The organism is Paraprevotella xylaniphila YIT 11841 (genome assembly GCF_000205165.1).
Taxonomy (GTDB): Bacteria; Bacteroidota; Bacteroidia; order Bacteroidales; family Bacteroidaceae; genus Paraprevotella; species Paraprevotella xylaniphila.
This window is the reverse complement of record NZ_GL883886.1, coordinates 186,881-205,467: the sequence shown is the minus strand read 5'-3', so window position 1 is coordinate 205,467 and position 18,587 is coordinate 186,881. Positions and strand designations below refer to the sequence as shown.

The window sequence follows — 18,587 nt, the reverse complement described above, 5'->3', positions numbered from 1 at the left end:
GGGTAACGATTACCTCTACCATGGGCAAAACCGTTTCATCGGCGTACATGCCGATGACGAGCTGCAAATCACGACCAAGCAAGAAGATGCCCTCTTACCCAAATACCCGAGAGAAATCTTCCCGGAATACTACATCATCCGCGTGAACGAGTTCAACAAAGTAGCAAAAACACCGTTGGAGGAATGGGTAAACTACCTGAAGACAGGCGAGATAGAACCTGAAACGAAAGCACCTGGATTGAGCGAAGCACGGGAAAAACTGAAATACTACAGCATGACGCCCGGTGAACGCCATGCCTACGACGAGCATCTCAATGCCATCATGATACAAAACGACGTGCTAAGTACCGCCAAAATGGAAGGCTTGGCCGAAGGAAGAGCCGAAGGAAGGGCTGAAGGAAGGGCTGAGGGAAGGGCTGAGGGATTGGAAGAAGGATGGGCGAAAGGAAAAGCCGAGGGCCTCTTATCCACCGCACGCAAGCTCAAATCCATGGGCATGCCGCCTGAAGACATATCACTGGCCACAGGACTTACGATAGAAGAAATCCAAGAATTATGAGTTCCCGGCATCGTCCCAATAGGGGGGATCGCACAAATGCATGCCACATGCCGGGATAGCGCACGCATTCAACGTTGCGTCACCATGGTATCCAACTTTCCACTGATGTTCTCCATAAGCATGCGAAGCACCGGTTTGGGAAGGTGCAAGGTATAGTTGGTACCATGATCGTCCACTAATACCGCCACCTGTTTCACCGCGTTGACATGAAAGACCCGCCGGGTGTTGACGATATATTTACGCCCCAAGCGCAGGAACGCGTCACCGGCCTTCCACTTGTCCGAGAGAGCGGCTTCCACTTTGGCAAGGCCGAAAGGAATCATGAAATGTGTCCCCGAAGAGTAATAGACATGAGTGTAATGGTCGTCGGCCTCAAAATACAACATCCTGTCGAGATCCACGACATAGAGTTCACCATACACACTGAAGCATAGTTTGTTTTCCATCTGCGCAACCTCGCCGCACTGTCATCCTGCGGCTTCGTGCCCGTGTCTTCCTCTCAGGCACCGGTTAATTTTTTAAACGACATAATTCCGGGCACATACGAAAAAGCGTGGAAAACCCGCCCGTTGCTGTTCCACGCATTGAGGCTCTCGCATTGCCCATATCAGTAGAACAACAACGCACAGTCCCACGCCGATATGAACAACACCCACCTTTATGGCATCGTATGTGGTGTGCCACTAAAACGTGGCACACGCACCAACGGCAATAAAGGTATGCGCTCCTGTACACACCCCATGGGCATCTGCCGCTGCCATGTCCTGACTGATATTACGAATTTGCGAGATTCCAACGCGTCAAGAACAAAGCGTCTAAGCAAACGCCTTCTCAATATATGCACACCCCCACCGCTGTTTTACGGCTAAATTGCCTTACAACTTTTTTCCGTGTCTCCACATGAAAAACCCCTCTCGGCGTGGAATGTAAATGCAAAGATAGGAATAAATATAATAAAACCCGAAACATCCGGAAACAAACCGATGTTTCAGGACCTAAAAAACAAAATCGTTCAAAAACGACGTGCCCGTAAACGCGAACAGGACACAAGGCTTCCGCAAAGCGTGAAACCGCCAGCCAACAACATGGCAGCATGGGGCGCACGGTCCCCGTTGATATAAAAGAGCAAGGCTACCAAGGCTGCCCCCATGGTCTGCCCCACCAAACGTGCCGTGGCTTGCATCCCGCTTGCCCCACCGGTCCGATATGACGGTGCGGAACTCAGCAACAGGTGGTTGTTGGGAGATTGGAACAGTCCAAAACCGAAACCGCAGAGCATCAAACGTGCCACCAACCCGCCATAACCCGCCGACGGCGACACATCTGCCAACAAGAAGCAGCCGACACTCATCACCAGTAACCCGAAACCTCCCAACAGCCCCGGATGGATTTTCGTGGCCAACGTGCCGGCCAAAGGACCGGCCACCACAATCACCAAAGGCCATGCGGTCATCAGCAGCCCCGTCTCTGCCGCGCTCATCCCGAACGTGAGATGGAACATAAAAGGCAAGGCCACCATGCCTAACATTTGCGAAGTGAAAGAAAGGATACTGGTCAGCACGGACAAAGAAAACACGGGTATGCGAAGCAAATCGAAAGGCAGCATCGGATAGGGTTGGCGCAACTGACGACGCACGAAAACGGCTCCTATCCCGACCAAAAGGACAACTCCGACCACAATCCAACGAAAGGAGAGCCCGTGGGAAAAGGCTTCCACACAACCGATGAACAGACCGAACGTAAGAGCGTTCAGCACTGCCGAAGGGAAATCGAACCGTCGCCCCTCGACGCAAGTCGGATTCCCCGGCAAGTATCTACGGGCCAAAAAGAATGTCAGTACGCCGAACGGCAAATTCACGGCAAACAGCCATGGCCAGGAAGACACGGACAAAATAGCACCGGACAATGTAGGTCCGGCCACGGAAGCCAAAGCCACGACCGTGGCATTCAGCCCGAAACCTTTGGCCAGATGGCGTTTCGGATAAATCAGACGCACCAAAGAGCCGTTCACACTCATCACCATGGCCGCCCCCACGCCTTGCAACATGCGTGAAAGAACCAACAGGGCAAACGAACCGGACAAGGCACAACACAACGAACCGACGGTAAAGAAGACCATTCCCCACAGATAGGTACGTTTGAACCCGAACAGCTCGCCCAACGCGGAACAAGGCAACAGGGTCATGACGACCACCAGTTGGAAAGCATTGACTATCCAGATGGAATCGGAGGAAGAGATTTGCAACTGACGCGCAATCGTGGGCAAGGCCACGTTGCATATCGTGCCATCGATGACCGAAAGGAACAACCCCGAAAAAATAGCCACCATGGCATAATAGATTTGCGGACGGTGAAGCCCGTCCCAATCCATATTCCCCACCACGTGCACCGTGGAAGTTTTCCGCTCGTTTTGTACCATCGCTCTTTTCAAGTTAAAAAAGCCGTCCTGCCCACGGCAAAACGGCTTATACATTATAATATATACAATTACTTCTTTACCTCTACGATATGCGTCGGTGCCTGTTCCGCATTCCTCCGGTCGGTCTCTTCCACCACACGGCGGGCAAAGGCCATGAACGCTTGTCCCGTCTGGCTCCCGTCGTTCAATACTTCGGGCGTACCGTTGTCACCATTCTCGCAAATGCTCTGCACGATGGGAATCTGTCCCAACAAAGGCACGTGCATCTCTTCGGCAAGGCGTTTCACCCCTTCTTTCCCGAACAGGTAGTATCTGTTTTGCGGCAACTCGGCCGGAGTGAACCATGCCATGTTTTCCACCAACCCAAGGATGGGGACATTCACTTTCTCGTTCTGGTACATGTTGATGCCTTTGCGCGCATCGGCCAACGCCACTTTCTGCGGCGTGCTGACAATGACAGCACCGGTAATAGGTAAGGTCTGCACCAACGTGAGATGGATATCGCTCGTACCCGGAGGCGTGTCGAGGATGAAGTAATCCAAGTCGCCCCAGTTTGCATCGCCTATCAACTGCTTCAACGCATTGCAGGCCATCGCCCCACGCCACAAAGTGGCCTGGTCGGGATTGACAAAGAATCCGATGGAAAGCATCTTGATGCCGTAACTCTCCACCGGCACAATCAAATCACGCCCATTCACCGGTTCGGCATAAGGATGCGCATCTTCCACATGGAACATCTTGGGCATGCTCGGCCCGAAGATGTCTGTATCAAGCAGTCCAACCTTATAACCCATCTTGGCCAAAGCCACAGCCAAGTTGGCCGCTACCGTAGATTTCCCCACACCGCCTTTGCCGGACGACACGGCGATAATGTTCTTCACGCCGGGCAACAGTTGCCCCACCTCCGGGCGGGGAGCCTGCAAGGTTTTGGTGTGTATCTCCACCTCCACCTCCTTGCCCACGTAGGCATGGATGGCAGCCTCGGAAGCTTTCACGAGCGACTTGAGGAAAGGATTCGTCGGCTTGTCGAAAATCAACGAAAAACTGACATGCAGCCCGCTGATACGCAAATCGTCTTCCACCATCCCGGCCTCTACGATGTTCTTTCCCGTACCGGGATAACGCACGGTAGCCAGTGCGTCCATAATCAATTTGGGATATATTTCCATAAGTTCGGTATTTTAATTCGTTCTTTCATTTAGCCGTCGACAATCCGCTGCGCTTGCTGCGGTTGTAACTCCGGTATTCATCCAATTCTATCTCCACTTCCGGCTCCGACAGTTCTCCGGCTTGCGGCAAGAGGAAACGCATGTATTTGATATCCAGTCCGCGGTCGAGCCATTGCTGCTCGTAATACGTCCGGATGTTCAGGATACGGGCTTCTTCGGTATCCGGATGCTCGGCCAACGTACTGTGATACAAGTCGCGGGTGGAAAATTCCAAGGGCAAACCGTTCTTTTCCACCATATATTCCGTATAAGTGAAAAGGAAATTGGAATCGGTTTTCAAGTGAATCCGTCCACGGTCTTGCAGGAAACGGCGGTAACGCGCCATGAAGTAAGTAGACGTGAGACGTTTGGTCACTTTCTTCATCTGCGGGTCGCTGAACGTCAGCCAAATCTCGGCCACTTCGCCTTCGGCAAAGAAACGGTCGATAACCTCTATGTTCGTACGCAGGAACGCCACGTTGGGCAAGCCTTCGCGCAACGCCTCCGTGGCTCCCGTCCACATACGGGCGCCCTTGATGTCCACCCCGATAAAGTTTTTGTCGGGATACAAACGGGCCAACCCCACGGTATATTCACCCCGCCCGCACCCGAGTTCCAACACGATAGGATGGTCGTTCCGGAAAAAATCTTCATGCCAACGCCCTTTCATATCGAAAGGCACTTCATCCACGACCGAATAAGGGTATTCAAACACATGAGGATAACTGGCCATGTCGGCAAACTTTGCTAATTTCCCTTTTCCCATTCTATTTTTATATCAATCTGTTTATCTATCACAAAGGTAGGCAATATCAGAAAAATAAAAAAGCCGCCGACAAACTTTTCCTCTTGTCGGCAGCTCAAAATCATGAATTCGAGAACTCTTTATTCCCCTTGCGCCTGAGCCGCTTCGTACTCGGCTTTCACATCCTCATAGAAGTGCGCCGAAGCTGATTGCATGTAAGGAACCAACCACAAGAGGCCGATGCCCAACGTCAAGATGCAAAGTAACCCCCAACCAATGAAGGTCAAGTACAAATAAAACAGGTCGAACTTATGCCCCTCCATCATCTTCATGCTTTTTTCAATGGCACCATTAAATTTCAATTCGGGATTATCCCGCAAGACAAAAGCCGTCATGGCATAAGAAAAAGACTTGATGATGCCCGGCACGATAAGCAACAAGGTCCAAAGAAACGTATAGATACCGGTGAGTATCATCGTCCCGGCCACACGGGTGTAATCGCGAAAACCCTCGAATAACTGCCCGACCTTATACTCGTCTCCACTACGCAAATTGTCGAGGAACAGCACAGATATGCTCCAACCAAGAGGTATCAGCACCAACTGTATAATGGAACCTACTCCATCATAAACTTTTAAGTCGATACTAGCCGGTAACACTCCCATAACCGCCAGATAAACCAACGTAACCATAACCGCGCCACCCCATTTTCCAGAAAGCGACGCCCGGGCTGCAGCCCGCATTTCACTTGCACTTCTAATCATAATAATAGATTTTTTAATGAATAAATCAGTCCATCACCACCGTAGTCCATCCGTGCACATCGGGTTCGATGCCGTACTGGATATTACGCAGGTGGTGATATAACTGTGTACAAACCGGTCCCGGCTTGCCGTCTTTGCTGATAATATAGCTCTTCTTGTTCTCCAAATCGTCGATACGCTCGATGGGACTGATAACCGCAGCCGTACCGCATGCCCCGGCCTCTTCGAAAGTGGCCAGTTCTTCTTCCGGAATCTGGCGGCGTTCCACCGTCATGCCCATGTCTTCAGCCAACTGCATCAGGCTCTTGTTGGTGATGGAAGGCAAGATGGACGTGGACTTCGGTGTGACATACGTATTGTTCTTGATGCCGAAGAAATTGGCAGCCCCGCATTCGTCGATGTATTTCTTTTCTTTCGCATCGAGGTAAAACTCGCAGGAGTACCCCAAATCGTGTGCCATCTTGTTCGCTTTCAAGCTCGCCGCATAGTTCCCACCTACTTTATAAATGCCCGTTCCCAACGGTGCGGAACGGTCGAACTCGCGGATAATCACGTATGGATTGGTGGCGAAGCCTCCCTTGAAGTATGGTCCTACCGGCGTGACGAAAATCACGAAGAGGTATTCGTTAGCCGGATGCACGCCCACTTGGGCACCCGTGCCGATAAGCAGCGGACGGATGTACAACGTGGCACCGCTCTCGTATGGCGGAATGAAACGCTCGTTGAGCCGCACCACCTTCTTGACCATTTCCTCGAAACGTTCCGTAGTCAGTTCGGGCATCAGTATGCCACGGCACGTGCTCTGCAAACGCTTGGCATTCTCGTCCATGCGGAACACGCGCACCTTGCCGTCCGGACAACGGTAAGCTTTCAGCCCCTCGAAAGCTTCCTGCCCGTAGTGCAGGCAAGTAGCCGCCATGTGGATATTGAGGGTCTCCTCCGAACAAACTTCAATCTCTCCCCACTTCCCGTCGCGATAATAGCAACGTACGTTATAGTCTGTCTTCATATAGCCGAAAGACAGGTTCGCCCAATCGATTTCTTTCATCTTTTCCGTTTTTTAAATTTCATTCTGAAAGACAAAATTACAGAATTTTATTATTTTAAAGGCATTTTCCGCAAAGAATTTATCATTTAACAAGAAAAACGCCATACACCGGACGAAACCGGAACCGCCTCAGGCTTCTTTCTCGCCCGTTTCCAGTATTTTTTTGATTTCTTCGTCCGTCACGTAAAGCTTCTCGCGGCAGAACGCTACCAAGCGTTGAGCTTCCTTCAATTCCCCGGCCAACTGGTCGATGCCGGTCTCGTTTGACTCAATCCGGCGCACCAATTCTTCCAGACGCGCCATAGCCTCCTCGTATGACAAGTTTTCTTTCTTCATATACCTTATATTATTGTACGACCGAGCGTATCTCGCCTTCCGCCAAACGGGTCGTGATTTCTTCTCCTCCTTTCAGTTCCGAAGCCTTCCGCACCAACTTTCCACCGCAAAACGTCATGCTGTAGCCCCTCTTGAGCAACAGGACGGGGTCGGCCGCCTCGCATTTCTGCTGCAGGAGCTGCAAGCGGAACCGCTCACGCTCCATGCGCACGGGGATGCCGCGCCCCAACCGCCCGGCATACAGGTCGAGGCGATGGTGTTCGTCGGAAAGGCGTTGCCGGCCGGCATGGAACAGACATGCGGCCATCTGCTCCAACCTGCGCTCCCCACGGGTACGCACCTGCAGGGCTGCCGCCGACAACCGGGCGGACAAACGCTCCACGCGCAAACGCTCACCTTCCATGCGCCCCTTGGCCTGCTGTTGGATTTCGCGTGCCACAGCCTCCAGACGCGATGCCGCCTCCAACTGGTGATGGATGAGGAACGCGGCGGCAGCCGTGGGAGTCTTTACCCGCGTGTGCGCCACGAAGTCTATCACCGTGTCGTCGCGCTCATGCCCGATGCCGGTTATCACCGGCAAAGGGAACTGTGCACAAGCCGCTGCCAACAAATAGGTGTCGAAGCCGGACAAGTCACTGGTCGCCCCTCCACCACGGATAATCACCACGGCATCCCACTCGTCTTGCCGAGCCATGACGGCATCCAATGCCGCCAACACCGATGATTCCACATGTTCGCCCTGCATCACGGCAGGGAAAAGCCGGACGGTGAAACGCAGGCGATAGTCATTGCGGAGCAACTGGTTGCAGAAATCACCGTAACCGGCGGCTGTGGCCGACGAAATGACGGCTATACGGTTGGCCGACATCGGCAAAGGCAGTTCCTTATTGTCGTTCAGGATGCCGTCTGCCTCCAAGCGTGCCAGAATCTCCCGGCGTAGACGCGCCATGTCACCCAACGTATAGGCCGGATCGATGTCTGCCACGGTCAACGAATAACCATAAAGTTCATGAAAGGTGACCCCGACCTTGACCAAAACCTTCAGTCCCGGCGATAAAGCCCGCCCTGTCTCCCGCTCGAACATGGGTTTCAGCAGACGGTACGTCCCGGCCCAAACCACACCGCGAGCTTTGGCCACCAAGTCACGGCCGTTCACGGACTTCTGTACGAACTCCAGATAACAATGGCCGTTGTAAGCCTCGCGTACCTCGCTCAGTTCGGCCTGCAACCAATATTCGGCCTGCAACGTACGTTCCAACGTGCCGCGCACCAACCCATTCAGTTCATATAGTGTCAATGCCTCCATCTCAGTCTTCCAAATAAGCTTGCAGCCCCCGTTGCGAACCGATGTAGGCACCGCCCACCATCTTGTCGCCGACGTAGAACACGGCAGACTGGCCGGGTGTCACAGCCGAAGCCTTCTCCTTGAAACGCACCAGTCCCAATTCCTCGCTGCCTCCTTCTTCCGGAAAGAGGTTCTTCACCCGTCGCACGGTGCACGGTATCGGGCGGCTTCGGTAACGGATGCGCACCGACAAGCTGCCGTCGTCCCAAGTCCCGTCCTCCGGCATGCGCATGCCGGACACCAACATGTGGCTCGCGTCCAAATCGTCCGCATCACCCAGCATCACCGTGTTCTTCCGGGCATTCAACCTCAACACGTAGGCCGGCTTGCCCAAGGCAATGCCCAACCCCTTACGTTGCCCCACCGTGAAATACGGGAAACCGCAATGCGTACCGATGACGCGCCCCTGTACGTCGACAAACTTGCCTTCGCCCACGCACCGGTCCAAGTCCGGCACCTGCTCACGCAGGAAATCCCGATAGTCCTTGTCTATGAAACAAATTTCCATCGATTCTCCGCTGCGGGCTTTCATCTCAAATCCCTTCCGTGCCAGATAGCCCCGCACGTCTTCCTTTCTCATCGCGCCCAATGGGAAAATACAGCGCGACAGCACGTCTTGCCCCAACCGCCAAAGGAAATAGGACTGGTCTTTTTTCCCGTCCACACCGCAATATAATGCGTAGTGCCCGTCCTCTTCTTTCACTCTCACATAATGCCCCGTGGCAATATAATCGCAACCCAACTTGTCCGCCCACTCCACCAACACGCGGAACTTGAACGCGGGATTGCACATCACACAGGGATTCGGCGTACGCCCGGCAAGATATTCATCCACGAAATCACGGACTACGATATCTTTAAAGGCCGTCCGCTCGTCGGCCACATAATGGACGATGCCCAAACGAGCGGCCAAGGCCCGGGCATCTTGTATGAAATCGGGATATTCTTGCCCCGCATCGGTAAACTGGCGCGCCAAGTCCCACACGCGCATCGTCACGCCCACCACCTCGTAACCTTCGTCCTGCAACATCAGGCACACCGCCGAACTGTCGATGCCTCCCGACATGCCGACCAATACCTTCTTTCTTTCATGTTCCATATCCGTTAGCGTGAAAGTCCTTTTACACAAAAGTACGAAGAAAAAAATAAAGTAAGGGGAAAACCAAGAATTATTTCTGCGTCTTCCGACACGTCTATAAATATTTCTTACGCCTCCGGAGGAAGCCGAATCATTCTGCGGAGAACGGAAAATCAATCTCAGCCAAACGAAAAATCAATCTCCTGAGATTGATTTTCAAATCTACTGAGATTAAAATTCGATTCTGCATCAAAATTTATTATACTGTATAACAACTACTTACTAAAACATCTATTCGGGATTCCATACCGACATGGTGTCAAGATTGTTCTATTTCAAAGAAAAGGCCGCTTTCCCTTGGAGGAAAACGGCCTTTAGTATCGTCTGACGGCTCGTGCCCAAGTTAGCTCAAGAAGCCCAACAACACACCGGCAGCCACAGCCGAGCCTATCACACCGGCCACATTCGGCCCCATGGCATGCATCAACAGGTAGTTCTTGGAATCGTATTCCAACCCCAGATTCTGCGAGATACGGGCAGCCATCGGCACGGCGGACACGCCCGCATTACCGATAAGCGGATTGATTTTCTTGTGTTTCGGCAAGAACAGGTTGAAGAACTTGACGAACAACACGCCCGAAGCTGTAGCGATGATAAAAGCCAAGGCCCCCAAAGCAAAAATCTTTATCGTGTCCATCGTCAAGAACTCGCTAGCCTGCGTGGAGCATCCCACCGTAAGGCCGAGCAACATGACGATGACATCGTTCAACGCACTACCGGCCGTCTTGGCCAAGCGAGTCGTCTTCGTACTTTCTTTCAACAGGTTACCGAAAAACAACATACCCAAAAGCGGGAGGCCGGAAGGCACGATGAAAGTCGTCATCAACAATCCCACGATAGGAAATATGATCTTCTCGGTCTGCGAAACCTGACGTGCGGGCTTCATGCGTATCACACGCTCCTTCTTCGTGGTGAGCAAGCGCATCAAAGGCGGTTGGATGACCGGCACCAAAGCCATGTAGGAATAGGCGCACACGGCTATGGCCCCCATCAGGTTCGGCGAGAGCTTGGAAGACAGGAAGATGGCCGTCGGCCCGTCGGCTCCGCCGATGATGGCGATGCCCGCCGCCTGGTTAGGCTCGAAACCCAAGGCCAAGGCTATCATGTAGGCCCCGAAGATACCGAATTGGGCGGCAGCACCGACCAACAAAAGCTTCGGGTTGGCTATCAACGCCGAGAAATCCGTCATGGCACCGATACCGAGGAATACCAAAGGCGGATACCATCCGGTCTTCACCCCCTGATAAAAAATGTTCAACACGGAATTATCCTCATACAGCCCGACTTCAAGCCCGACGGCTTTAAAAGGAATATTTCCCAAGATAATACCCAAACCGATAGGAATCAAAAGCAAAGGCTCGAAATCCTTCTTGATGGCCAACCACAAGAAGAACGCACCCACCAGTATCATGATCCAATTCCCCAACTCGGCATTTGCAAAGCCCGTATAGGTGAGGAAGTCGGATAATTTTGTTCCGATGAAATCAAATACTTCCATAGCCCTAACCGATTGTTACCAGAATTGCACCTTCACGCACCGAGTCGCCCTTGTTTACATGCACGGCCATTACCGTACCGTCGCACTCGGCATTGATATTGTTTTCCATCTTCATGGCTTCGAGCACCACCACGGTCTGTCCTTTCTTCACGGCTTGTCCCACGTTGACAGCCACGGCATTCACCGTGCCGGGCAGCGGGGCACGGACGGCCGTACCGTTCCCGACCGGGACTTCGGGCTGCGCTGCCGGTGCGGCAGCCGGAGTGACAGGGCCATGATGCACATGGGCTACCGGACGGATGACCGGCTTGTGGGTCAAATGCATCGGACGTTCCATCTCCACTTCGAAAGGAATCCCGTTGACTTCCACTTGAGCCATGTTCCCCTCCACATCGTTAATCTTCACCGTATATTCGGCACCCTTTACCTTATATTTATATTCTTTCATGATGATTCTTTTTTTGATTAGACTTTAACGTTTGATTTTATTCCGGCCACTCACGCATGGTGTAGCCCTTCGCATTCCATTCGGAGTGCTCTTCGGTATGGTAAGTCAGGACGTTGCTCTCCACGTCATGCACGTCTTCCTCATAATCGCGGAGTGCCATGGCAATGACAGCCATATAGACTTTCATGTCCACCCCTTTGGTCTCCATACCCTGTTTGGCCATGACGGCAGCTTTGTCAGCTTGGTCGCGCACCGCACGGATAGCCCGCACACGGGCCATCTTCGATACCAGTGTCACGGCATAGCCGAACAGGCGGAAAAAGACATAAAGGGCCAACAGGCACCCGAACACGACCCCCATCGCCATGATGGACATGGCAATGCCATACGGGTCTTTCTCTTTGAATTCCGCAACTTTGTCCTGCACTTTGCCCTGTCCGGCATTCGGTGCCCCGGGAGTCACCTCTTCCGCATCAAGCACCATCCAGACGTAAGCCTCACTATCAGAATCATACACCCGGGCGTATGACTGGTTTTCGGCCAAGGGCGGTACAGTGATGGAATCGAGCAACGTCTTGCCGTTTCCGTCAAACAAGGCGATGAAGTTTTCCTCGCCTTCCTTTAACGTAAAGTTGGTGTGCAAAGTACCGAGATTCGTATGCCCGTCGGCAAAAAACACGATGCGCTGTTGGGCGGTCAAGTTCGTGCGTTCATCCCCTTTCGGTACGAGCGACATCAACTTGACACGTTCCGGCACGGAAAGGTCTTTGTTCAAAGCCTCACGATTCGTAGTCAGATAACAACTACGGATGTTGTTGGTTCCCCACGAAGTGTTGGCAATCTCAATCCAACCCGAACGCTCCCCGTATTCGTCAATGAGACCGTGCGTGTTGGTTACAACCACTTCATTGATTTTGAAGCTGAAGGCCCCCTGCCCGAAAGCAGCGGCCACAACCGTCAAACCAACAAGGATTCCTAAAAATCTTTTGTGTAACATCATCTTTATATTGGATTACAATGGAATATTCCCATGCTTCTTCACAGGGTTCAATAATTTCTTGGTCTGCAACTGGGCCAACGCACGAATGACACGGAAGCGCGTGTTGCGCGGCTCTATCACATCGTCGATGTAACCGTACTTGGCAGCCTGGTAAGGATTGGTAAAGAGTTTGTTATACTCGGCTTCCTTCTCTTCCAGGAAGGCTTTCGGGTCTTCGGCTTCCTTGGCATCCTTGGCGTACAATACGGCCACGGCCCCGGAAGCGCCCATCACCGCAATTTCCGCCGACGGCCAAGCATAATTGATGTCTCCACGCAGCTGCTTACAGCTCATCACGATATGGGATCCGCCATAGCTCTTGCGCAAGGTCACCGTCACCTTAGGCACGGTGGCTTCCCCGTAGGCATACAGCAACTTCGCCCCGTGCAATATCACGGCGTTGTACTCTTGCCCCGTACCCGGCAGGAAGCCCGGCACATCCACCAAGGTCACCAACGGAATGTTGAACGCATCGCAAAAACGCACGAAACGCGCCCCCTTGCGGCTGGCATTGCAGTCGAGCACGCCTGCATAGCACTTCGGTTGGTTGGCCACCACGCCCACGCTCTGCCCGTTGAAGCGGGCGAAGCCCACAATGATATTCTTGGCATAATCGGGCTGCACTTCAAAAAACTCACCATTGTCCACTATCGCTCCGATAACTTCGTACATGTCATACGCCTGATTCGGATTGTCCGGAATGATTTCATTGAGGAAATCCTCCAAACGGTCAATCGGGTCGGTACATTCCACCCGTGGTGCTTCCTCCATGTTGTTTTGAGGAATATAACTGATAAGGGTACGAATCATCTGCATGGCCTCTTCTTCCGTTTCGGCCGTGAAGTGCGTCACACCAGACTTCGTGGCATGCACGCTCGCGCCTCCCAAGTCTTCTTGCGACACATCCTCGCCAGTCACCGTCTTCACGACTTTCGGACCGGTCAGGAACATATAAGAGGTGTTCTCCATCATCAAAATAAAATCCGTCAGGGCCGGAGAATATACGGCACCGCCCGCACAAGGCCCGAAAATACCGGAAATCTGGGGAATCACACCGGATGCCTCAATGTTACGCTGGAAGATATTGGCATAACCACCCAAGGCGTTGATACCTTCTTGGATACGTGCTCCGCCCGAATCATTGATACCGATACAAGGTGCCCCCATTTTCATGGCCTGGTCCATCACCTTACAGATTTTCTCGGCCATGGTCTCAGACAAAGAGCCTCCGTTCACCGTGAAGTCCTGTGCAAACACATAAACCAAACGCCCGTCGATAGTACCGCTTCCGGTCACGACCCCGTCCCCCAAATATTGTTTCTTCTCCATGCCGAAGTTGGTGCAACGATGGAGCTTGAACATGTCCATTTCCTCGAAACTGCCTTCATCCAGCAACATGTCAATGCGTTCGCGAGCCGTATATTTCCCTCTCGCATGTTGTTTTTCTATGGCCTTCTCGCCTCCTCCCATGCGCGCTTTGGCACGGAGTTCCACTAATTCCTTGATTCTCTCTAACTGATTACTCATGATACTTAATATGATTTAAGAAACACTATCTGCTACCTGTCCGCCTCACTCTGGCGGTTGAGTATTGCCATGCTGCAACAAAGGTACTAAAAAAGAATTTCCATCAAGCCTTTTATGCGGAAAAAATTAGTCGAAAAAAGAAAACCGGCCTTACGGGCTTTTTTCGTACCTTTGCCTTACTTAAATTAACTTAATATGTCGAATCACGCTTCACCATTAGATTTAGGAACTCTTCCCGTCAGCAAGCTACTTAAACAATATGCTTTCCCGGCCATCGTCGCCATGACGGCTTCTTCACTCTATAACATGGTGGACAGTATCTTCATCGGTCACGGCGTGGGGCCTTTGGCTATCTCCGGGTTGGCACTCACGTTCCCTTTCATGAACCTGTCCGCAGCGTTCGGAGCCATGGTCGGAATCGGAGCGTCGACCTTGATATCCGTGAGATTGGGACAACAAGACTACAAAGCCGCCCAAGATATTTTCGGCAACGTCGTCACACTGACCCTGATTCTGGGTGTCTTGTTCAGCATCGTGTCATTGGTGTTCCTCGACCCGATTCTGAACTTTTTCGGTGCCAGCCCCGCCACATTACCTTATGCCAGAGAGTACATGGAAATTATATTGTTGGGTAACGTCATCACGCACAGTTTCTTCACTTTCAACGCCATCCTACGTTCTACGGGCCATCCTCAACTGGCCATGAACGCTACCATCATGGCTGTGGTGGGAAACACCATCCTCAATCCTATTTTCATTTACGGGATGAACATGGGCATACGCGGCGCTGCCACGGCCACGATTCTGGCACAAATCGTCTCGTTGCTGTGGCAGGTGAGCGTCTTCCGCCGCCCCAAGGAGCTTATCCAGTTCAAACGTGGCATTTACCGCCTGAAAAAGAAAATCGTCAAGGATACTTTCGCCATCGGCATGTCTCCCTTCCTGATGAACAGTTGCGCTTGCCTCGTCGTAATCCTCATCAACCGCGGACTTGGACAATACGGGGGTGACTTGGCTATCGGTGCGTATGGTATCGTCAACCGCGTCTTGTTCATCTTCATCATGATTGTCATAGGATTAAACCAAGGCATGCAGCCCATCGCCGGATACAATTACGGTTCTCAGGACTACCATCGCGTACTCAAGGTATTGCGTTACACCCTGCTTTGGGGAACGTTGATTACCACAACCGGTTTCCTCATCGGGGAGTTGCTTCCGGAATTGTGTGTCCGTGCCTTTACAACAGACGAAGAACTGACCGACATAGCCGTGAAGGGTATGCGTATCGTAGTCATATTCTATCCTTTAATCGGCATGCAAATGGTCACGACCAACTTCTTCCAAAGCATCGGGCAGGCGAGCAAAAGTATTTTCCTGTCCCTGACACGGCAACTTTTGTTCCTCATCCCGCTGCTTCTGACATTGCCTCAGTTCTGGGGCGTAAAAGGAGTATGGTCGGCCATGCCCATATCCGATGCCATCGCATGTATAGTAGCCGGAATCATGTTAATCACAGCATATAGAAAATTTAAAAAATTAGCCGTATAACGTCATGAGAAAACATATCATTATCAATGTAGGACGCCAGTTAGGCAGCGGCGGACGCATCATCGGGAACCGCATTGCGGAAGATTTCAACATCAAGTTTTATGACAAGGAACTTTTGGACCTGGCTGCAAAAGAAAGCGGCTTCAATAAAAAGTTCTTCGAGCGCAATGATGAGCATAAAGGTTTCCTCAAAATACTTTTCAGCTCTTTTGCCCCCATCTTCGGTAGTAGCGACCCATACGCCAACCAACTCAGTGACGAATCGCTTTTCAAATTTCAAAGCGACGCCATCCGCAAGGCGGCCGAACAGGATTCTTGCGTGTTCGTAGGAAGATGTGCCGACTATATCCTGCGCGACTATCCCAACACCGTGAATGTCTTTATCACGGCCGACATGCCCGACCGAATCAAACGAGTCTGCGAGATGCTCCACATCACGGAAAAAGAGGCAGAAAAGAAATGTATAGAAGGAGACGAGAAACGTTCCGAATACTATAACTACTACAGTGCCAAGACTTGGGGAAGCGCAGCGTCCTATGACCTTTGCATCAATTCGTCTGCCTTAGGCATAGAAGCTACTGTCGACATAGTCGAAGACTTCATAGCCCAGAAGCTGAAACTATGAAGCGCATCGGATTGCTTTCGGACACCCACCGTTATTGGGACCGTAAATATCTGGAGTATTTTGAAGAATGCGATGAGATTTGGCATGCTGGAGACATCGGCTCCATGGAAGTGGTACAAAAATTGTCTGCATTCCGCCCTTTCAGGGCTGTATATGGAAACTGCGACGGTGAGGACATCCGTAAAATGTTCGGCGAGAAGCTCCGGTGGCGTTGCGAAGATGCCGAGGTGCTGATGACGCACATCGGAGGATACCCCGGCAAATATGCTCCCGACATACGAACGCAACTGTACAGTCATCCGCCTCATTTGTTCATCTGTGGGCATTCCCATATCCTAAAGGTTCAGTTCGACCCTAAATTAGGTTTGCTGCATATCAACCCGGGAGCTGCGGGCATCATGGGTTGGCACAAAGTACGTACGCTCGTACGTTTCACCGTAGAGGGGCAGACCTTCAAAGACTTGGAGGTGATAGAAATACCACGAACGGAAAGTTCATCCTGCATATTATAAAATCCGCATTATACGTATGGCGCCCGGTTTATTGGATAAACCGGGCGCCATACGTACAAATCTACCTGCACGGCATCAGAATGCCCCGCAAAGCAACAGTACAATCAACTGTGCCGTCAGAATGCGCAAGAACATCGTCAACGGGTAAACAGTAGAATAGCCCACAGCAGGAGCATCCGTACTGGATGCCTGATTGGCAAAAGCCAAGGCCGGGGGGTCGGTCGTGCTACCGGCTATCAATCCCATGATAGTGAAGTAGTTCAACTTGAAACGCATCCGGGCAATTATACCTATTATTAATATAGGTATCACAGTTATCAGGAAACCGGTCCACACATACGTCAGACCGTCACCGGCAACAACAGTCTCCACAAAATGCTCCCCGGCTTTTATCCCCACACTGGCCAGGAATAAAGCTAATCCGAACTCGCGCAACATGAAATTGGCACTTGTAGACACATACGTGACCAAACGGAACTTATAACCGAAACGGCCTATCAAAATGGCCACAATCAGCGGCCCTCCGGCCAAACCGAGCTTCACAGGCGTGGGCACGCCCGGGAAAGCAAACGGAATGCTTCCGAATATGATGCCGACCAGAATACCGACAAAAATCGTCACTAAGTTGGGATGATCCAAACGCTTCACGGAGTTACCCATCAGGCTCGCCACACGGTCGACTGCATCTTCCGGCCCAACCACGACAATCTTGTCGCCCACCTGCATACGCAAGTTACGGTCGGCGAAAAGGTTCATTCCGGAACGGGAAATACGCGTCACATTCACCCCATAGACAGAACTGAAATGCAACTGGCCGAAAGTCTTGCCGTTCATTTTCGGTTGAGTTACCACAATGCTCTTCGACACCATCGGCATGTCCTGCATGTCCCAGTCGATATATTCTTCCGGTCCGATAAAGGCACGGACAGCTTCCGCATCGTCTTCGGCACAAGTAATGAACAAGTGGTCGCCCAAATAAAACTTCGTATCCTTGGTCGGTATACTTACATGGCCGTCATGCAAGGCACGCGAACAAACATAATTGCGTCCCAAGAAATCGCGCACCTGCAGCAACGTCTTTTCATGCAGGGCCGTGTTCGTGACCTTCAAAGTCATCTTGTGAGGCTTGGCGTGCGGGTTTTCTGCCTGTTGCGCCAATATACGGTCTTCCTCGTCTTTCAACACGATACCGCAAATATAACGAATGGAAATAGTAGCAGCGATAATACCCACCACCCCGAGGGGATAGGCACAAGCATAACCTGAAGCTATCTGCGGAATGGCCTGCCCGTTCGCAAAGACCTGGGTCAACGCCTCCGTGGCCGCCCCCAATCCCGGCGTGTTTGTCACCGCACCGCAAAGTACCCCCACCATCATCGGCAAGTTACGCGGGTCGTTCGTATCAAACACACAAAAATACAAAACCAACATCACCAGGATGTTCAACGCCACGATGCCACAAGCCAACAGATTCAATGTCACACCACCTTTCTTGAAAGACTCGAAGAACCCCGGTCCCACCTGCAAGCCGATACAATACACAAACAGTATCAAACCGAAATCCTGCAAGAAATTCAACGTGGAGACAGGACCGGTAAATCCGAAATGTCCGGCCAAAATACCTGCAAACAACACGAACGTCACTCCTAATGAGATGCCGAAAAATTTAATTTTTCCCAAATAGACTCCCAAAGAAATTACCGCCGTGTACAACAAGACGATATGGGCAATGGAATTTGAATCAAACAGCAATTGCTCTAACCAATTCATCGCTTTACTTTAATTTTATATATAAATGATTTTTTAATTCTTCCTATTCGTCGGCAAA

The 18,587-nt window shown here is 51.6% G+C and carries 18 protein-coding genes; 4 read left to right on the top strand and 14 right to left on the bottom strand.

What is annotated here, in order from left to right; translation table 11 throughout:
- On the top strand, nt 1-559 hold a 559-nt coding region (locus tag HMPREF9442_RS14195; protein ID WP_040603187.1), incomplete at its 5' end, for a hypothetical protein.
- Nucleotides 560-627: 68 nt separating this feature from the next.
- Here the strand turns inward: HMPREF9442_RS14195 and HMPREF9442_RS14190 are convergent.
- From HMPREF9442_RS14190 to HMPREF9442_RS14130, 13 genes are all read right to left on the bottom strand, one after another.
- Nucleotides 628-1,005: a LytTR family DNA-binding domain-containing protein gene (locus tag HMPREF9442_RS14190; RefSeq protein ID WP_008629925.1), complete on the bottom strand. Its 378-nt coding sequence runs from the start codon at nt 1,003-1,005 to the stop codon at nt 628-630.
- 566 nt (nt 1,006-1,571) lie between these two features.
- Nucleotides 1,572-3,032, bottom strand: a complete 1,461-nt coding sequence (locus tag HMPREF9442_RS14185; protein WP_008629923.1) for an MFS transporter — start codon at nt 3,030-3,032, stop codon at nt 1,572-1,574.
- A 14-nt stretch (nt 3,033-3,046) separates the two neighbouring features.
- Complete coding sequence (locus tag HMPREF9442_RS14180) at nt 3,047-4,147, bottom strand: Mrp/NBP35 family ATP-binding protein (protein ID WP_008629922.1); 1,101 nt, start codon at nt 4,145-4,147, stop codon at nt 3,047-3,049.
- A gap of 25 nt (nt 4,148-4,172) precedes the next feature.
- Nucleotides 4,173-4,952: a tRNA (guanosine(46)-N7)-methyltransferase TrmB gene (trmB, locus tag HMPREF9442_RS14175; protein WP_008629921.1), complete on the bottom strand. Its 780-nt coding sequence runs from the start codon at nt 4,950-4,952 to the stop codon at nt 4,173-4,175.
- Nucleotides 4,953-5,071: 119 nt separating this feature from the next.
- The gene (locus tag HMPREF9442_RS14170; RefSeq protein ID WP_008629919.1) at nt 5,072-5,695 is read right to left on the bottom strand and encodes a DUF975 family protein; all 624 of its coding nucleotides are present in this window, start codon (nt 5,693-5,695) and stop codon (nt 5,072-5,074) included.
- A 25-nt stretch (nt 5,696-5,720) separates the two neighbouring features.
- On the bottom strand, nt 5,721-6,743 hold the full coding sequence (locus tag HMPREF9442_RS14165) for a branched-chain amino acid aminotransferase (RefSeq protein WP_008629918.1): 1,023 nt from the start codon (nt 6,741-6,743) through the stop codon (nt 5,721-5,723).
- 129 nt (nt 6,744-6,872) lie between these two features.
- On the bottom strand, nt 6,873-7,079 hold the full coding sequence (gene xseB / locus HMPREF9442_RS14160; RefSeq protein WP_008629917.1) for an exodeoxyribonuclease VII small subunit: 207 nt from the start codon (nt 7,077-7,079) through the stop codon (nt 6,873-6,875).
- Between the two features lie 10 nt (nt 7,080-7,089).
- Nucleotides 7,090-8,385, bottom strand: a complete 1,296-nt coding sequence (gene xseA / locus HMPREF9442_RS14155) for an exodeoxyribonuclease VII large subunit (protein WP_008629916.1) — start codon at nt 8,383-8,385, stop codon at nt 7,090-7,092.
- 1 nt (nt 8,386) lies between these two features.
- Entirely contained in the window at nt 8,387-9,523 is a 1,137-nt protein-coding gene (mnmA, locus tag HMPREF9442_RS14150) for a tRNA 2-thiouridine(34) synthase MnmA (protein WP_008629915.1), read from the bottom strand.
- A gap of 382 nt (nt 9,524-9,905) precedes the next feature.
- Nucleotides 9,906-11,060 carry a sodium ion-translocating decarboxylase subunit beta gene (locus HMPREF9442_RS14145; RefSeq protein WP_008629914.1) on the bottom strand — a complete coding sequence of 385 codons (1,155 nt, stop codon included), beginning with the start codon at nt 11,058-11,060 and terminating at the stop codon, nt 9,906-9,908.
- 4 nt (nt 11,061-11,064) lie between these two features.
- Nucleotides 11,065-11,508, bottom strand: a complete 444-nt coding sequence (locus tag HMPREF9442_RS14140; RefSeq protein WP_008629913.1) for an acyl-CoA carboxylase biotin carboxyl carrier protein subunit — start codon at nt 11,506-11,508, stop codon at nt 11,065-11,067.
- 37 nt (nt 11,509-11,545) lie between these two features.
- Nucleotides 11,546-12,508 (bottom strand): OadG family protein, encoded by a 963-nt coding sequence (locus HMPREF9442_RS14135; RefSeq protein ID WP_008629912.1) that lies wholly within the window; start codon nt 12,506-12,508, stop codon nt 11,546-11,548.
- A 12-nt stretch (nt 12,509-12,520) separates the two neighbouring features.
- Nucleotides 12,521-14,074, bottom strand: a complete 1,554-nt coding sequence (locus HMPREF9442_RS14130; protein WP_008629911.1) for an acyl-CoA carboxylase subunit beta — start codon at nt 14,072-14,074, stop codon at nt 12,521-12,523.
- A gap of 195 nt (nt 14,075-14,269) precedes the next feature.
- On the opposite strand from HMPREF9442_RS14130, the gene HMPREF9442_RS14125 reads away from it, so the two are divergent.
- The 3 genes from HMPREF9442_RS14125 to HMPREF9442_RS14115 are packed head-to-tail and all read left to right on the top strand — an operon-like array spanning nt 14,270 to nt 16,759.
- The gene (locus tag HMPREF9442_RS14125; protein WP_008629910.1) at nt 14,270-15,622 is read left to right on the top strand and encodes an MATE family efflux transporter; all 1,353 of its coding nucleotides are present in this window, start codon (nt 14,270-14,272) and stop codon (nt 15,620-15,622) included.
- A 4-nt stretch (nt 15,623-15,626) separates the two neighbouring features.
- Nucleotides 15,627-16,247 carry a cytidylate kinase-like family protein gene (locus HMPREF9442_RS14120; protein ID WP_008629909.1) on the top strand — a complete coding sequence of 207 codons (621 nt, stop codon included), beginning with the start codon at nt 15,627-15,629 and terminating at the stop codon, nt 16,245-16,247.
- Nucleotides 16,244-16,759, top strand: coding sequence for a metallophosphoesterase family protein (locus HMPREF9442_RS14115; protein WP_008629908.1), 516 nt, complete (start codon nt 16,244-16,246; stop codon nt 16,757-16,759). Before HMPREF9442_RS14120 ends, HMPREF9442_RS14115 begins: the two co-directional genes overlap by 4 nt.
- A gap of 75 nt (nt 16,760-16,834) precedes the next feature.
- Here HMPREF9442_RS14115 and HMPREF9442_RS14110 read toward each other — a convergent pair whose 3' ends face one another.
- Complete coding sequence (locus tag HMPREF9442_RS14110) at nt 16,835-18,529, bottom strand: putative transporter (protein WP_008629907.1); 1,695 nt, start codon at nt 18,527-18,529, stop codon at nt 16,835-16,837.
- Nucleotides 18,530-18,587: the final 58 nt, after the last annotated feature.

What these genes read in the sequence shown, in the direction of transcription:
- HMPREF9442_RS14190 (WP_008629925.1), bottom strand. Translation starts at nt 1,005, where the DNA reads ATGGAAAACAAACTATGCTTCAGTGTGTATGGTGAACTCTATGTCGTG.
- HMPREF9442_RS14185 (WP_008629923.1), bottom strand. Translation starts at nt 3,032, where the DNA reads ATGTATAAGCCGTTTTGCCGTGGGCAGGACGGCTTTTTTAACTTGAAA.
- HMPREF9442_RS14180 (WP_008629922.1), bottom strand. Translation starts at nt 4,147, where the DNA reads ATGGAAATATATCCCAAATTGATTATGGACGCACTGGCTACCGTGCGT.
- trmB (WP_008629921.1), bottom strand. Translation starts at nt 4,952, where the DNA reads ATGGGAAAAGGGAAATTAGCAAAGTTTGCCGACATGGCCAGTTATCCT.
- HMPREF9442_RS14170 (WP_008629919.1), bottom strand. Translation starts at nt 5,695, where the DNA reads ATGATTAGAAGTGCAAGTGAAATGCGGGCTGCAGCCCGGGCGTCGCTT.
- HMPREF9442_RS14165 (WP_008629918.1), bottom strand. Translation starts at nt 6,743, where the DNA reads ATGAAAGAAATCGATTGGGCGAACCTGTCTTTCGGCTATATGAAGACA.
- xseB (WP_008629917.1), bottom strand. Translation starts at nt 7,079, where the DNA reads ATGAAGAAAGAAAACTTGTCATACGAGGAGGCTATGGCGCGTCTGGAA.
- xseA (WP_008629916.1), bottom strand. Translation starts at nt 8,385, where the DNA reads ATGGAGGCATTGACACTATATGAACTGAATGGGTTGGTGCGCGGCACG.
- mnmA (WP_008629915.1), bottom strand. Translation starts at nt 9,523, where the DNA reads ATGGAACATGAAAGAAAGAAGGTATTGGTCGGCATGTCGGGAGGCATC.
- HMPREF9442_RS14145 (WP_008629914.1), bottom strand. Translation starts at nt 11,060, where the DNA reads ATGGAAGTATTTGATTTCATCGGAACAAAATTATCCGACTTCCTCACC.
- HMPREF9442_RS14140 (WP_008629913.1), bottom strand. Translation starts at nt 11,508, where the DNA reads ATGAAAGAATATAAATATAAGGTAAAGGGTGCCGAATATACGGTGAAG.
- HMPREF9442_RS14135 (WP_008629912.1), bottom strand. Translation starts at nt 12,508, where the DNA reads ATGATGTTACACAAAAGATTTTTAGGAATCCTTGTTGGTTTGACGGTT.
- HMPREF9442_RS14130 (WP_008629911.1), bottom strand. Translation starts at nt 14,074, where the DNA reads ATGAGTAATCAGTTAGAGAGAATCAAGGAATTAGTGGAACTCCGTGCC.
- HMPREF9442_RS14125 (WP_008629910.1), top strand. Translation starts at nt 14,270, where the DNA reads ATGTCGAATCACGCTTCACCATTAGATTTAGGAACTCTTCCCGTCAGC.
- HMPREF9442_RS14120 (WP_008629909.1), top strand. Translation starts at nt 15,627, where the DNA reads ATGAGAAAACATATCATTATCAATGTAGGACGCCAGTTAGGCAGCGGC.
- HMPREF9442_RS14115 (WP_008629908.1), top strand. Translation starts at nt 16,244, where the DNA reads ATGAAGCGCATCGGATTGCTTTCGGACACCCACCGTTATTGGGACCGT.
- HMPREF9442_RS14110 (WP_008629907.1), bottom strand. Translation starts at nt 18,529, where the DNA reads ATGAATTGGTTAGAGCAATTGCTGTTTGATTCAAATTCCATTGCCCAT.